13 protein-coding genes and 1 other RNA gene are annotated in these 13,698 nt (G+C 68.6%); 7 read left to right on the top strand and 7 right to left on the bottom strand.

The annotated features are described in order from the left end of the window. Positions 1-22: 22 nt before the first annotated feature. Together OP497_RS05985 and OP497_RS05980 are read right to left on the bottom strand one after the other, a co-directional pair. Entirely contained in the window at positions 23-787 is a 765-nt protein-coding gene (locus OP497_RS05985; protein WP_280547190.1) for a glycosyltransferase family 2 protein, read from the bottom strand. Then, on the bottom strand, positions 784-1,884 hold the full coding sequence (locus OP497_RS05980) for a glycosyltransferase family 9 protein (RefSeq protein WP_280547189.1): 1,101 nt from the start codon (positions 1,882-1,884) through the stop codon (positions 784-786). Before OP497_RS05980 ends, OP497_RS05985 begins: the two co-directional genes overlap by 4 nt. Before the next feature lie 44 nt (positions 1,885-1,928). Here OP497_RS05980 and OP497_RS05975 point away from each other — a divergent pair, with 44 nt between their 5' ends. Then, positions 1,929-3,068, top strand: a complete 1,140-nt coding sequence (locus OP497_RS05975) for a glycosyltransferase family 4 protein (protein ID WP_280547188.1) — start codon at positions 1,929-1,931, stop codon at positions 3,066-3,068. Here the strand turns inward: OP497_RS05975 and OP497_RS05970 are convergent. Beyond that, positions 3,038-3,784 (bottom strand): 3-deoxy-D-manno-octulosonic acid kinase, encoded by a 747-nt coding sequence (locus OP497_RS05970; RefSeq protein ID WP_280547187.1) that lies wholly within the window; start codon positions 3,782-3,784, stop codon positions 3,038-3,040. The two genes, OP497_RS05975 and OP497_RS05970, sit on opposite strands and share 31 nt — an antisense overlap. On the opposite strand from OP497_RS05970, the gene OP497_RS05965 reads away from it, so the two are divergent. The 3 genes from OP497_RS05965 to waaA are packed head-to-tail and all read left to right on the top strand — an operon-like array spanning position 3,783 to position 7,601. Then, a complete protein-coding gene (locus tag OP497_RS05965) occupies positions 3,783-4,880 on the top strand; it encodes a glycosyltransferase family 9 protein (protein ID WP_280547186.1) in 1,098 nt (365 codons plus the stop codon). The two genes, OP497_RS05970 and OP497_RS05965, sit on opposite strands and share 2 nt — an antisense overlap. Beyond that, the gene (gene hldE / locus OP497_RS05960; RefSeq protein ID WP_280547185.1) at positions 4,870-6,300 is read left to right on the top strand and encodes a bifunctional D-glycero-beta-D-manno-heptose-7-phosphate kinase/D-glycero-beta-D-manno-heptose 1-phosphate adenylyltransferase HldE; all 1,431 of its coding nucleotides are present in this window, start codon (positions 4,870-4,872) and stop codon (positions 6,298-6,300) included. Before OP497_RS05965 ends, hldE begins: the two co-directional genes overlap by 11 nt. After that, positions 6,300-7,601 (top strand): lipid IV(A) 3-deoxy-D-manno-octulosonic acid transferase, encoded by a 1,302-nt coding sequence (gene waaA / locus OP497_RS05955; protein ID WP_280547184.1) that lies wholly within the window; start codon positions 6,300-6,302, stop codon positions 7,599-7,601. The genes hldE and waaA overlap by 1 nt, the downstream gene beginning before the upstream one ends. A 21-nt stretch (positions 7,602-7,622) precedes the next feature. Here the strand turns inward: waaA and rpiA are convergent, their stop codons facing one another. Beyond that, positions 7,623-8,297 (bottom strand): ribose-5-phosphate isomerase RpiA, encoded by a 675-nt coding sequence (gene rpiA, locus OP497_RS05950; protein WP_280547182.1) that lies wholly within the window; start codon positions 8,295-8,297, stop codon positions 7,623-7,625. A 153-nt stretch (positions 8,298-8,450) separates the two neighbouring features. Here rpiA and ilvA point away from each other — a divergent pair, with 153 nt between their 5' ends. Continuing rightward, complete coding sequence (gene ilvA, locus OP497_RS05945) at positions 8,451-9,965, top strand: threonine ammonia-lyase, biosynthetic (RefSeq protein WP_280547180.1); 1,515 nt, start codon at positions 8,451-8,453, stop codon at positions 9,963-9,965. Positions 9,966-10,368: 403 nt separating this feature from the next. On the opposite strand, the gene OP497_RS05940 is transcribed toward ilvA, so the two are convergent. From OP497_RS05940 to OP497_RS05930, 3 genes are all read right to left on the bottom strand, one after another. Beyond that, positions 10,369-10,998: a 5-formyltetrahydrofolate cyclo-ligase gene (locus tag OP497_RS05940; RefSeq protein ID WP_280547179.1), complete on the bottom strand. Its 630-nt coding sequence runs from the start codon at positions 10,996-10,998 to the stop codon at positions 10,369-10,371. Positions 10,999-11,007: 9 nt separating this feature from the next. Continuing rightward, positions 11,008-11,192: non-coding RNA, 6S RNA (gene ssrS / locus OP497_RS05935), on the bottom strand. A gap of 51 nt (positions 11,193-11,243) precedes the next feature. Then, positions 11,244-11,543, bottom strand: coding sequence for a cell division protein ZapA (locus OP497_RS05930; RefSeq protein WP_280547178.1), 300 nt, complete (start codon positions 11,541-11,543; stop codon positions 11,244-11,246). A 161-nt stretch (positions 11,544-11,704) separates the two neighbouring features. On the opposite strand from OP497_RS05930, the gene OP497_RS05925 reads away from it, so the two are divergent. Continuing rightward, positions 11,705-12,283 carry a YecA family protein gene (locus OP497_RS05925; RefSeq protein ID WP_280547177.1) on the top strand — a complete coding sequence of 193 codons (579 nt, stop codon included), beginning with the start codon at positions 11,705-11,707 and terminating at the stop codon, positions 12,281-12,283. A gap of 40 nt (positions 12,284-12,323) precedes the next feature. Beyond that, positions 12,324-13,661 carry a Xaa-Pro aminopeptidase gene (gene pepP / locus OP497_RS05920; RefSeq protein WP_280547176.1) on the top strand — a complete coding sequence of 446 codons (1,338 nt, stop codon included), beginning with the start codon at positions 12,324-12,326 and terminating at the stop codon, positions 13,659-13,661. The last annotated feature ends 37 nt before the right edge of the window (positions 13,662-13,698 follow it).

Below are 13,698 nucleotides of genomic sequence, written 5' to 3'. Positions count from 1 at the left end.
TTGATTGATAGGAGGGCAACCATCATGACTTGTCTGTATGGCCTTCCTCTTCATACAGTTCGTTGAGCTTCGCGTATTTCATGTAAGCATGAAATGCCGTGGTCATGGCAACGGTTAAGCCATCGGCGCCCTGGAAGATACCACCTTTCATTATTAGTTTGCGAAAGGCTGCGCTTGCGGCGTGTAGAGCCGGCCGTGAGACGGAGGGGCTGAGGCCACGATCTTTCATGGCCCAGGCATCCCGGGTGGATAGCTGGTTTATGCGTTGAATCCAGTGGGTGAGGTTTTCATAAGTGAAGTGACGGATATGGGCATCCGTATGTTTCACTTTTGGAGTCTGAACCGCGGAGTGAGCCTTCTTGGGAAGGTAACCTGAGGTCTTGCGGTTATAAAGTCTGACGACCTTGTCAGGGTAGAAACCGGCTGCCTTGATCCAGTGTTTGCCGCAGAAGTTGCGGCGGTTGAAACTGTATGCCACCGAAGCATCATCTAGAGACAAGCCGTGAATAGCCGTGATTGCATCATCTTCGAGTCGTTCATCGGCATCCAGGGCGAGGATCCAGTCGTTGCGCGCCCGGGGCACGGCGAAGGCCTTCTGAGGGCCGTCGCCGAGGTAGGGCTGATGGATGACGGCGGCCCCCTTGCGCTCGGCGATCGCCACGGTGTCGTCGCGGCTGCCCGAGTCCACGATGATGATCTCGTCACAGACGGGCGTCAGCGAGGCGATGCAGTCGGTAATGTTCTCCGCCTCATCGAGGGTAATGATGATTCCGGTGATCGGCGTCATTGGCTCGTCTCGCGGGTCGGGAAGTAGCGAAGGTGGTCGGCGATGTGGTTCGCTGCCGCCTTCAGGTCGATGCTGTCCATGTCGCGCTCACCGGCCCCGGGTGGCGGGCAGAAGGCCAGCCGGTGGGCCTCGGCATTGCAGGTCTGCCAGCGCAGCGGGGTGGCCGAGCGACGGGACGGATAGAAGCCCACGGTGGGGCGGTCCAGGCAGCCGGCGATGTGCAGGGGGCCGGTGGAGCCGGCGATGAACAGGTCGGCGGCCGACAGGCTGAGGGCGAAGTCATCGAGCCCGCGGCGGGGCGGCAGCAGGCCTGCCGTGACTCCTTCGCCGACCAGGCGCTCGCGGAGTCTGTCGGCCGCGGCCTCCTCGCCCGGGCCGGCGGTGAGCACCCAGGCCGGGGCGGGGCGACTCGCCTCAGCCAGTCGCGCTTCCACGCCCTGTACCAGGGTCGCATAGCGCTCGAGGGTGAGGTTCACGGCCGAGCCGCCGCTGCCGGGATGCAGGAAGAGCCAGGGTCGCGAGCCGTCCAGCCCCAGCTCATCGGCAATACGCTCCCGCTGCGCCGCGCGAGTCCCCTCGGGAAGTGGCCAGTAGGGCGGCTCGGGGCGTGCCGGCACAGCGAGCCCGAGTTCCGCCAGCAGGGTCTCGGCCAGCTCCATGTTGTAGAGGTACTCCGGCTTCTCGGAACGCGACCTGCGCTGGGTGACTCGGCGGTTGTAGAATAGCTGCGCCCACTTGGTGGCCGGGGCGAGGCGCAGGGGAATGCCGGCCCGCCAGCCCAGCCAGCCGATGCGCGGGGTGGAGAAGAGCGTCAGCAGGGCGTCGAATCGCGCCTCGCGCAGGCGCTGCAGCAGCGTCCGGCGCCCCGCTCGGCCGCCGGCGTCACCGGGGTCGATCAGCACCTCGTCGATCCAGGGGCACTGCCTGGCCAGCGGCGCGGTGTAGGCGGGAACCAGCACGCTGACATGGGGCGCTGCATCGACGGCCTTGAGGCAGGCCAGGGCCGGCCAGGCGAGCATGAAATCCCCGAGCTTGTCGTTGCGAACCACCAGTAGGTGAGGGCGGTCGCCGTCACCGCCGGCAGGGCGAAGTGTCATCATCCGGGCTCCCGAGCCCCGCAACCGCAATGAAGGAGACCTTCGTGTCCCGAAAGGTCATGCATATCTGCCTCTCGAACGGCTGGGGCGGACTGGAAATGTATCCGTCGCGCATTATACCCGAGCTGAGGCGACAGGGGTGGGAGGCCCATGGCCTGGTGCTGGCCGGTTCCCGGGTGGCGGCCAGCATCGAGGAGTCGGGCGTCACGCCCTTGACGGTGCCCTCCCGGGGCCGGGCCCTCCTGGCGGCGCCCAGAATCCTGCGTTATCTGAAGCACCATGATATCCGCATGGTGCATTGTCACAAGTCCAGCGATCTGCGCCTGGCAGCCCTGCTGGTGACCCTGCGTCCCTCGCTGCGACTCTTCTTCACCGACCACATGGGGGTCACGCGTCCCAAGAAGGATCCCTACCACCGCTGGGCCTACGGCAAGGTAACGCGCCTCTTTTCCATCAGCGAGACGACGCGGCAACGCAACCTGGCGGCCTTCCCGTTGCCGCCTGGGCGCATCCGCCGGCTCTACCTGGGCATCGACCCGGCACCCTATGTGCCGCACCTCACCGAGACCGAGCGACAGGCGCTGCGCGACGCGCTCGGTATCCCGCCGGGGGCGGTGGCGATAGGCCTGGCAGGCCGGCTGACGCCGGGCAAGGGTCAGGGCATCTGGATCGAGGCGCTGGGCGGGCTCTCCGAGCGCTATCCGGCGCTGGCCTGGCACGGGGTGCTCATCGGCGGGCTGACCGCCGCAGAGGGCAGCAGCGAGGCCTTCGTGGCCGAGCTGCGCGACCGCGTAGCCGAGCTCGGCGTGGGCGAGCGGCTGACCTTCGCCGGCTTCCGGGCGGACCTGCCGAGGCTGTTCGAGGCCCTGGACATCGTCTGCGTGCCGTCGCGCAACGAGGCCTTCGGCCTGACGGTGATCGAGGCGATGGCCGCCGGCAAGGCCGTGGTCGGTGCCGACAGCGGGGCCATTCCCGAGCTCATCGACGGCGCGACGGGTCGCCTTGCCGCCCCCGATGATCCCCTGGCCTGGCGTGACGCCATGGGGGAGCTGGCCGGGGACGCCGCGCTGAGGCATCGCCTGGGGGAGGGGGCTCGAGAGAAAGTGAATGCTCACTTCACCCTGGCGACCCACGTGCAGGGCCTGGTGGAGGCTTATGCCGACGCCTTGGCGGATGTGCCATAGGCTTCGCGGATGGACGCCATGGCGCCGGGGGCACCGAACTTCACCAGCGAGCGTTCGAGACGCGCCAGGTTGCCCGCCTGCCAGGTGCCCTTGGGGCGCAGCCGGCAGCGGTCGAGGTCGATCAGCCATACCTTGCCCTGCGGGTCGACCAACAGGTTGCGGGCGTTGAGGTCGACGTGATCGAGGCCGGCATCATGGAAGCGCCGGATGGTGGTGCCGACGCGCGCCAGCAACGTGGTGTCGGCATCGCCCCGCTGCAGGAGGTCTGCCAGGGCGCGGGCGCCGGGGATGCGCTCGGTGATCAGGGCGGCGTCGTAGGTGAGGCCATGGCGGGTCACCCGAGCGGCGACCGGCCGAGGGACGGGCAGGCCGCGCGCATGCAGGTCGGCAGTCAGGCGACACTCGCGAAAGGCGCGAGTCCGCTCCAGGCCGGTCCACAGGTAGCGGTCGTCGCTGAACCGGGCGATGAGGCCGCCGCGACGATAGGGCCTGAGCACCCACTGGGCTCCCGCCGCGAAGGGGCTGGCATCCAGGAAGAGGCTGGCCCCGCGCCCCGGGGCCTCGCCGATGACCCAGCCGGCGTCGCGCCAGTAGGCGGGATCGAAGCCGCGTGGGGGGATGGGCGGCGCCGTTTGTGACGCCCGGTCGGCGTCACATAAACTGTCCGCATCATATAGAATGAAAATCTTTCCCGCTCGATACGTTGCCAACCGCATGAAGCATCCTCTGCCCGCCCGACCCCAGCATATCTGTGTACTGCGGCTCTCCGCCCTGGGCGATGTCTGTAACCTGGTGCCGACGGTGCGCGCCCTGCAGCGCCAGTGGCCCGAGGCGAGGCTCACCTGGATCATCGGCAAGGGCGAGCACAGTCTACTGGCGGGCCTCTCCGGGGTCGAGTTCGTCGTCTATGACAAGGCGACGGGGCTCGCCGGCATGCGCGCCCTGTGGCGCGAGCTGGCCGATACCCGCTTCGACGTGCTGCTGCACATGCAGCAGGCGCTGCGGGCCAGCGTGCTCTCCCTGGGGCTCAAGGTTGGTGTACGGGTGGGCTATGACAAGGCCCGTGCCAAGGATGCCCAGCACTGGTTCACCCAGCGCCACCTGGCACCTCATCCCCGAGCCCATGTGCTGGAGTCCTTTCTGGACTTCGCCCGCTTGCTGGGCGTCGAGGACCTCTCGCTGGCCTGGGACCTGCCGGTACCCGAGGCTGCTGTCGAGGAGGCCTCAGACATCACCGGCGAGACACCCTATGTGATGATCAATCCCTGCAGCAGCATACGTCTGCGCAATTTTCGCAACTGGTCCGCCGAGGGCTATGCGGCGGTGATCGAGCATGCCTGGCGCCAGCAGGGCTTGAAGACGGTGCTCACCGGTGGTGGCAGCACCCAGGAGCGCCAGCTCGGAGAGCGCATCCAGGCCCTCTGTCCCCCGGAGGTAGTGACTGATGCTATTGGCCAGACTTCGCTCAAGGGCCTGCTGGCATTGATTCGCAGCGCTCGGTTGGTGATCGCTCCCGACACGGGGCCCGTGCACATGGCCAATGCCCTCGGAACCCCCGTCGTCGGGCTTTATGCTACATCGAATGTGGATAGGACGGGGCCCTACCTATGGCGGGAATTTGCTGTGAATCGCTACGCGGAGGCCGTTCGCACCTTCCTGCACAAGGAGCCTGCGGAACTCCCCTGGGGCCAGCGGGTCCGTCACCCCGACGCCATGTCGCTGATTCGTGCCGAGGACGTGATCGACCGCCTCGAGGCAGTGCTGGCCCAATCCGAGACCCCACAGGACACGGAGTCCCCCGATGAAGCTTGACCTGACCGCCCTGGAGCGCTCCCGCCTGCTGGTGGTGGGCGATGTCATGCTCGACCGCTACTGGCATGGCGGCACCTCGCGCATCTCCCCGGAGGCACCGGTGCCGGTGGTGCGGGTCGACGAGGCCGAGGACCGCCCGGGGGGTGCCGCCAACGTGGCTCTCAACATCGCCTCCCTGGGCGCCCATGCCGCCCTGGCCGGCCTGGTGGGCGACGACGACAATGCCGATCGGCTGGCCTCCCGGCTGGAGGATGCCGGAGTGAGCACTCACTTCGACCGTAGCCCCGGCATTCCCACCATCACCAAGCTGCGGGTGATGAGCCGCAACCAGCAGCTGATCCGCCTGGACTTCGAGGAGGGCCTCGGCGACGTCGACACCTCCGGGCTGCTGGCACGGGTCGAGGCGGCCCTGCCCGACTGCGACCTGGTGATCCTCTCCGACTACGGCAAGGGGACCCTCAACCGGGTCGAGGCGCTGATCCGGCTGGTCAAGGCCACCGGCAAGCGGGTGCTGGTGGATCCCAAGGGCAGCGACTTTCGCCGCTACCGCGGAGCCAGCGTGATCACCCCCAACCTGGGCGAGTTCGAGGCCGTGGTGGGACACTGCCGGGACGACGGCGAGCTCGCCACCAGGGGCGAGGCGCTGCGCGCCGAGCTGGAACTCGAGGCGCTGCTGATCACCCGCAGCGAGAAAGGGATGACGCTGATTCGCGAGGGGCACGAGCCACTGAACCTGCCCACCCGGGCCCGCGAGGTCTTCGACGTCACCGGGGCGGGCGACACCGTGATCGGCGTGCTGGGCCTGGCGCTGGCGGCCGGGCACGGCTTCGCCGAGGCGATGACCCTGGCCAACCTGGCCGCCGGCCTGGTGGTGGCCAAGCCCGGCACCGCAACCCTGTCCATTGCCGAGCTCTATACCGCCCTGCATGGCGACAAGCTGGCCGAGTTCGGGGTGATCGAGGAGCCGGCGCTGATCGAGGCGGTGCGTGCCGCCCAGGCTCGCGGCGAGCGGGTGGTGATGACCAACGGCTGCTTCGACATCCTGCATGCCGGCCACGTCGCCTACCTGGAGCAGGCGCGCCGGCTCGGTGACCGGCTGGTGGTAGCGATCAACGACGATGCCTCCATCGGCCGCCTCAAGGGTCCCAAGCGGCCCATCAATCCCCTGGCGCGGCGCATGCAGGTGCTGGCCGGCCTGGGCGCCGTCGATTGGGTGGTGCCCTTTGGCGAGGACACCCCCCAGCGGCTGATCGAGGCGGTGCTGCCAGACGTGCTGGTCAAGGGCGGTGACTATCGCCCCGAGGAGATCGCCGGCGGTGCGGCCGTCCGCGAGGCGGGTGGCGAGGTCAGGGTACTGGGCTTCGAGGATGGCGTCTCCACCACGGCAATGATCTCCACCATCCTCGATCGCGAGACCTGATGTCGGCGCCACGCCCCTGGGTCCGTCGGGGCTATGCGGCGGCCCTCTACCTCCTCGCGCCGCTGATCTGGCGACGCGTCTGGCGCGAGCAGCTGCCCGGACGGGCGCGTCGCGAGCGGCTGGGCCTGATCCCGCCCGCCGGCGAGGGCGAGCGCACCCTCTGGCTGCACTGCGCCTCGGTGGGCGAGGTGCAGGCCGCCCGGCCCTTGATCGAGGCGCTCGGGCAGCGCTGGCCCGGTCACCGCCTGGTCGTCACCACCATGACCGCCACCGGGGCGGAACGGGTGCTGGCGCTGGCAGGGAATCGCCAGGCTTCAGGGGCCGGAGCCGAAGTGAGCCATCACTTCGTGCCGCTGGACTTCCCCGGGGCGGCCCGTCGCTTCGTCGCCCGCTTACGCCCCGAGCTTGCCATCTTCTTCGAGACCGAACTCTGGCCCAACCTGCTGGCCGCCTGCGACCGGGCCGACGTGCCGGTGGCGGTGGTCAATGGCCGCCTCTCGTCCCGTGCTTTCCGGGGTTATCGCCGCCTGCGCCCCCTGATGGAGGAGGCCCTGAGCCATGTGGCCTGGCTGGCGGCCAAGTCCGAGGCCGATGCCCGGCGCTTCATTGAGCTGGGCATGGCGCCGGCACGCACCACGGTGGTGGGCTCGCTGAAGTTCGATATCGGCAACGGCGACGAGGCTCGGGAGGTGAGTGAGCGCTTGCGCACTCGGCTGGGCAGTCGGCCGGTCTGGGTGGCCGGCTCTACCCACCCCGGCGAGGACGAGCAGCTGCTGGCCGCCCATGCTCGCCTGCGCGAGCGGCTGCCGGCTGCGTTGCTGGTCCTGGTGCCCCGCCATCCCCGGCGTTTCGACGCCGTCGCCGCGCTGTGCCGCCAGGCGGGCCTGACGCTGGCGCGCCGCTCACGCGACGAGTGGCCCCGGGACGACACGGCGGTCTACCTGGGGGATACCATGGGCGAACTGCTGGCGCTCTATGGCGCGGCCGACCTGGCTTTCGTCGGCGGCAGCCTGGTGCCGATCGGCGGCCATAACCTGCTGGAGCCGGCTGCCGTGGGCACCCCCGTGCTCACCGGGCCGGCGTTGGCCAACTTCGAGGACGTGGCCGAGGCGATGCGCGGGGCCGGCGCCCTGGTGGAAGTCGAGGATGCCGAGACGCTGGCCGCCGAGCTGCTGCGCCTGTTCGGTGACCAGGAGGCGCGACAGCGCCTCGCCGAGGCCGGCCGCGACGTGGTCGCGGCCAATCGGGGCGCCCTGGCGCGCACCCTGGCCGGCCTGGAAAGGCTCATGCGGTCGGAGTGAGTGCTCACTTCGTCATGCGCGTCAGGCGGGCAGCAGGCGCTCCACACCCTGTGCGGTGCCCAGCAGCAGCACATCGGCACCGCGGGCCGCGAACAGGCCGTTGGTGACCACGCCGACGATGGCATTGAGCCGTGCCTCCATGGCCTCCGGGTCGTCGATCATGAACTCGAAGCAGTCGATGATCTGGTTGCCGTTGTCGGTGACCACCCCCTGGCGATAGACCGGATCAGCACCCAGCTTGACCAGCTCCCGGGCCACGTAGGAGCGGGCCATGGGGATCACCTCCACCGGTAGCGGGTAGTGGCCTAGCCGCTCGACCCTCTTGGAGGCGTCGGCGATGCAGATGAAGCGCTCGGCGCAGGCGGCGACGACCTTTTCCCGGGTCAGGGCCGCACCGCCCCCCTTGATCATGTGCAGGTGAGCGTTCACTTCGTCGGCGCCGTCGATGTAGAAGGGCACGCTGCCGGCCTCGTTGAGCTCGAAGACCTCGATGCCGTGGCCGCGAAGGCGCTCGGCGCTGGCCTCGGAGCTGGCCACGGCACCGCGGAAGTCATGGCGCAGGGCCGCCAGCCGGTCGATGAAGCGGTTTGTGGTGGAGCCGGTGCCGATGCCGAGGAGGGTGTCGCCTGCGAGGCGGGGGCGGATCTCGTCGATGGCGGCGGCGGCCACGGCGTCCTTGAGTTCGTCCTGGGTCATGTCGTGCTCGCTGTCGGGTGGATGGCGAATGCCGCGCCATTATAGGCGATGCCGGCGGCGGGTGCTGGACGCCATGGCCGCCGCAATGCTACCAATAAGGGTTCCTCGCGGCACCAGTCACGGTGCCCCTCGCGTCACTTCTGGGATATCAGGATGCTCGAAGCTACCGTCAAGAAGATTCTCCAGGCCCGGGTCTACGAGGCCGCTCGGGAAACCCCCATCTCCCCGGCCCACTTCCTCTCCCGCCGTTTCAACAACCAGATCCTGATCAAGCGCGAGGACCTGCAGCCGGTCTACTCCTTCAAGATCCGTGGCGCCTACAACAAGATGGCCCAGCTCAGCGAGACGCAGAAGGCCCAGGGCGTGATTGCCGCCTCGGCGGGCAACCATGCCCAGGGGCTGGCGATGGCGGCCAAGCTGATGGGCGTCAAGGCGGTGATCGTGATGCCCCGCATCACGCCGGAGATCAAGGTCCAGGCAGTGCGGGCGCGGGGCGCCAAGGTGGTGCTCAAGGGCGATGCCTTCGCCGAGGCGGCGGCGCATGCCCAGGAGCTGATCGCCGAGCACGGCTACACCTATATCCCGCCCTTCGACGACATCGATGTCATCGCCGGCCAGGGCACCATCGCCGTGGAGATCCTGCGCCAGCATGGCGGGCCGATCGATGCCATCTTCGTGCCGGTGGGGGGCGGCGGCCTGATCGCCGGCATGGCCGCCTACATCAAGTACCTGCGGCCCGAGATCAAGGTGATCGGGGTGGAGTCCGAGGACAGCGCCTGCCTCAAGGCGGCGCTGGCCGCCGGGGAGCGCGTGGTGCTGGACCAGGTCGGGGTCTTCGCCGAGGGCGTGGCCGTGGCGCAGGTCGGCGAGGTGCCCTTCTCGATCATTCGTGACCTGATCGACGACGTCATCACCGTCAACACCGACGAGATGTGTGCGGCGGTGAAGGACATCTTCGAGGATACCCGGGCGGTCTCCGAGACCTCCGGGGCGCTCTCTCTGGCGGGCCTCAAGAAGTACATCCAGCAGACCGGGGCCGAGCACCAGACGCTCGTCTGCATCAACTCCGGGGCCAACACCAACTTCGACCGCCTGCAGCACATCGCCGAGCGCACCGAACTGGGCGAGCAGCGCGAGGCGATCCTCGCCGTGACCATCCCCGAGAAGCCTGGCAGCTTCAAGAAGTTCTGTCGCACCATCGGCAAGCGGATGGTCACCGAGTTCAACTACCGCTACGCGGACCCCGAAAAGGCCCACATCTTCGTTGGCGTCCAGGTGAAGCCCGGTGGCGAGGACCGCCAGGCCGTGATCGACAAGCTGCGCGGCGCCGGCTATCCCGTGGAGGACCTCACCGACAACGAACTGGCCAAGCTGCATATCCGCCACCTGGGGGGCGGCCGGCCGAAGGAGCATTTCGACGAGGAGGTCTACCGCTTCGAGTTCCCGGAGCGCCCCGGGGCGCTGATGAACTTCCTCACCCACCTGCCCCACGACTGGAACATCTCGCTGTTCCACTACCGCAACCATGGGGCCGCCTATGGCCGGGTGCTGGTGGGCATGCAGGTGCCCAACGGCGACCGCACCCACGTCGAGGAGTACTTCGACGATATCGGCTATCGCTACTGGAAGGAGAGCGACAACCCGGCCTATCGGCTCTTCATGGCCTGACGACGGGCAATCCTCGATATGCCGAGTGAGCGCTGACTCACCGTGCAGCCTGGCGCTCTCGAGTGTTTAGAAATGTAAAACCCTAAGTGTGGCGGTTGTCATACGCAGGCATCAGGCCCTATAGTTTCGGCGTCACCGCACTCTTGCGGTGACCCGATAACAACATTCACAACGACCCTCGCGGTCCTGTCTCCCACGGAGTCAACAATGAAGCGCAAGCCCGATCTGGTCATGGCCCTGGTGCTGGTCTTCGGCATCGGGGTCGTGGCGACCGGCTATGCCCAGGCGCTGGCGGGCGGCTGAATCCCCCGCCAGCCGGGTGGAGAGCGCCACGACCGGAACCGCCTGATGACGACGGCCGATGCAGATGCATCGGCCGTCGTCGTTCGTGCAGGAGGGACCCTCAGGGGCGTATCACCCGGGCATCGCTGACGATGGCGTCCAGCGGCACGTCCCAGGGGGCGGCGGGCAGGCGCTCGACCCGCTGGCAGTCGTGGGCCAGGCCGATCAGGCGCGGGCGAGGCCCCGGGCGGCGGGTGAAGGCCAGGGTGCGGTCATAGAAGCCGCCGCCCATGCCCATGCGCTGACCTCGGTCGTCGAAGCCCACCAGCGGTAGCAGGATCACATCGAGGGCCCAGGCCGGGGTGCGCCGCGCGCGATGCGCCCCGTGGCGGGCCTCGGGCTCCGGAATGCCGAAGCGGTTGGCCACCATGGGCGTTCCCGAATGGTAGTGCACGAACCATAGCTGGTTGCGGGAGAGCGGCTTGAGGACCGGCAAGTGGACGCGGGTGCCGCGGCGCTCGAGCCAGGGAATCAGCGGGGTGGGGTCGATCTCGCCGTCATTGGGCAGGTAGAGGGCCACGCGACGGGCACGCTGGATGTCGGGCAGCGCTCGCAGCTGTCGGCAGAGGCGTTCGGTGGCGTCACGGCGGGCCTCGGCGCTCAGTTCGCGTCGACGGAGGCGCAATTCACGTCTTAGCCGGCGACGGGGGTCGTCGGTCAGGGGGGCGGCGGTATCCTGCATGTGGGTCATGTCGGATGAGGGTTCCCCAGAGTGCCGCTGTCGTTCTGGCCCTTGAACCCAGTGGTTCAAGGTGGGTGGCCGCAGCCGAACCGTCAGGCTTTCCGACGCACGGACATGCACACGGGTCCGGCTAGCATTTGGCCCCCTGGGTACTGCGCATAGGCTCGAGGGACGATAACGACTGGCAAACACCCCAGGGAACACCGTCATCCTACCAGAGGCACGGGCGGGGCCAAAGGGATGATTGCGCCGTCTCAGCGCTCGGGCATGGCGTCCAGCGCCTTCTCGAGGCGGGCATTGAGCTCGTTGAGGCTCTGCTCGCCGGCCCGATGGTCATCCAGGGCCTCGAGCAGCTCATGGGCGATGTTGAGGGCCGCCATGATGGCGATCTTCTCGCGGTCGATCACTCGCCCCCGGGAGTGGATGCCCTGCATGGCGCGGTCGAGGTAGCGGGCAGCCCGCTCGAGCTTGTCCTGCTCCTCCGGCGGGCAGGCGATGGCATAGCTGCGCTCCAGGAGGGTGATCTCGGTGGTGGGCCGCTTGGGCTCGGTCATGGCAGGCTCCGGAAAGGGCCAGGGGAAGGGATCGCACACCGGGTGCGCGTCTTGGGGAGCCGATGCGTTAACATCGAGGCCACAGTTTGAATGCCAGTCACTATAAGAGAGCCGTTTGCGGGCGGTCAACGCGCCCGGCGGCCCCACCAGCGGATCTTGCCATGTCACTGATCAACGAACGCCAGGACTTCTCGACCATTGCCGACACCTTCCTGCTCCACGGGAGCATGCAGTCGCCGGCCTTCCTCGACGGACGCCTCTGCGCCGAGCTTGCGCTGCATGACCTGACCCCCGAGGCCTGGCTGGAAGAGGTCTGCCTGAGCCTCGGGGTCGACCAGCCCCGCGACGAGCCCAGTGCCGAGCGGCTGCTGGGCTGGCGCCGCCAGACCCTCGAGGCCCTCTCCGCCGCCGAGCTCAACTTCGAGCCCCTGCTCCCGGACGAGCTCTTCTCCCTGGCCGAGCGCGCCCTGGGCCTGCAGGAGTGGACCCTCGGCTTCCTCGAGGTGGTGGCCGATGCCGGCGAGGCGCCGCGCGGAGCCTGGTCGCCGGCCCTGCGCGAGGCCCTGGAGGACCTCGAGGGGCTGACGGGCATCGAGACCGATATCGAGGACAGCCCAGAGAACGAGAACGACCTCTTCGCCCTCACCGAGCACGCGCGCATGGCCGCGATGTTGCTCTACACCGAGCAGCATCCCGGCAAGCCCCAGGTCGAGCAGGTCGACGCGCCCACCCACCACTGAGGCCGGCCACAGACCCCCACCCACCCATCCAGGAGCCGTGATGCACCCCGAGATCCTGCCCCGCCCCGCCCCGATCACCCATGACGAGTACCGTGCCCGCCGCCGGGCGCTGATGGATCGGCTGCCCGCCGACTGTGCCGTGCTGCTGCCCGGTGCGGCGCTGGTCACCCGCTCGCGGGACAGCGAGTTCCCCTTCCGCCAGGACAGCGACTTCCACTACCTGACCGGGTTTCCCGAACCGGAGGCCCTGCTGCTGCTGCTGCCGGGCCGCGAGGCCGGCGAGAGCGTGCTGTTCTGCCAGGACCGCGACCCGACGCTGGAGGCCTGGACGGGCATCCGCCTGGGCGCCGAGGGCGCCGTGCGCGAACATGGCATCGACCAGGCCTTCGAGAATGCCGAGCGCGAGGCGCGGCTGGCCGAGCTGCTCGACGGGCGTCATGCCCTCTACCTGCCGCTGGGCGATGCCGAGGCCCTGGCGCTCGCCGAGGAGGTGCGCGGTGAGCTGGCCGGCCGCGCTCGCCGCGGGGCGGTGGCGCCCTCGGCCTTCGCCGACGTCAGCGAACGGATCCACGAGCAGCGCCTGTGCAAGAGCGAGGCGGAGCTGGCGCTGATGCGCCATGCCGGGGCGATCTCCGCCCGGGCCCATGTGCGGGCCATGCGCACCGCTCGCCCGGGACTCATGGAGCGACAGCTGCAGGCCGAGCTCGAGCACGAGTTCCGCTGGCAGGGCGGCAGCGGCCCGGCCTACGCCAGCATCGTCGGTGGCGGCCTCAATGCCTGTGTGCTGCACTACATCGAGAACCATGATCCCCTGGAGGATGGCGCGCTGGTGCTGATCGATGCCGGCGCCGAGTTCGACCTCTATGCCGGCGACATCACCCGAACTTTCCCGGTCAACGGCCGCTTCTCCGAGGCCCAGCGGGCCCTCTACGAGGTGGTGCTGGCCGCCCAGGAGCGCGCCGTCGCCGCGGTCTGCCCCGGCGTCACCTTGGCGACGATCCACGAGGGCGTGGTGCACGACCTCACCGCCGGTCTCATCGAGCTCGGGCTGCTGGAGGGCGACGTCGAGGCGCGCATCGACGATGGCAGCTACAAGCGCTTCTACCTGCACTCGACCTCCCACTGGCTGGGGCTCGACGTGCATGACGTGGGGGCCTACCGCCTCGAGGGCCAGCCCCGCACCCTGCGGCCCGGCATGGTGCTCACCGTGGAACCCGGCCTCTACGTGCCCGCCGCCGACGACCTGCCGGCGGCCTTCCGCGGCATCGGCATCCGCATCGAGGATGACGTGGCGGTGACTCCCGACGGCCACGAGGTGCTGACCGCGGAGGTACCCAAGCGGGTGGCGGATATCGAAGCCCTGATGGACAGGAATTGACCAGCCGAGGAGCGCTCGGAAATGCCTTTATGTAATG

It is taken from the genome of Halomonas sp. 11-S5, assembly GCF_029889825.1.
GTDB lineage: Bacteria > Pseudomonadota > Gammaproteobacteria > Pseudomonadales > Halomonadaceae > Halomonas.
Note: the sequence above shows the minus strand (reverse complement) of the source record. Positions and strands in the feature narration are given on the sequence as shown.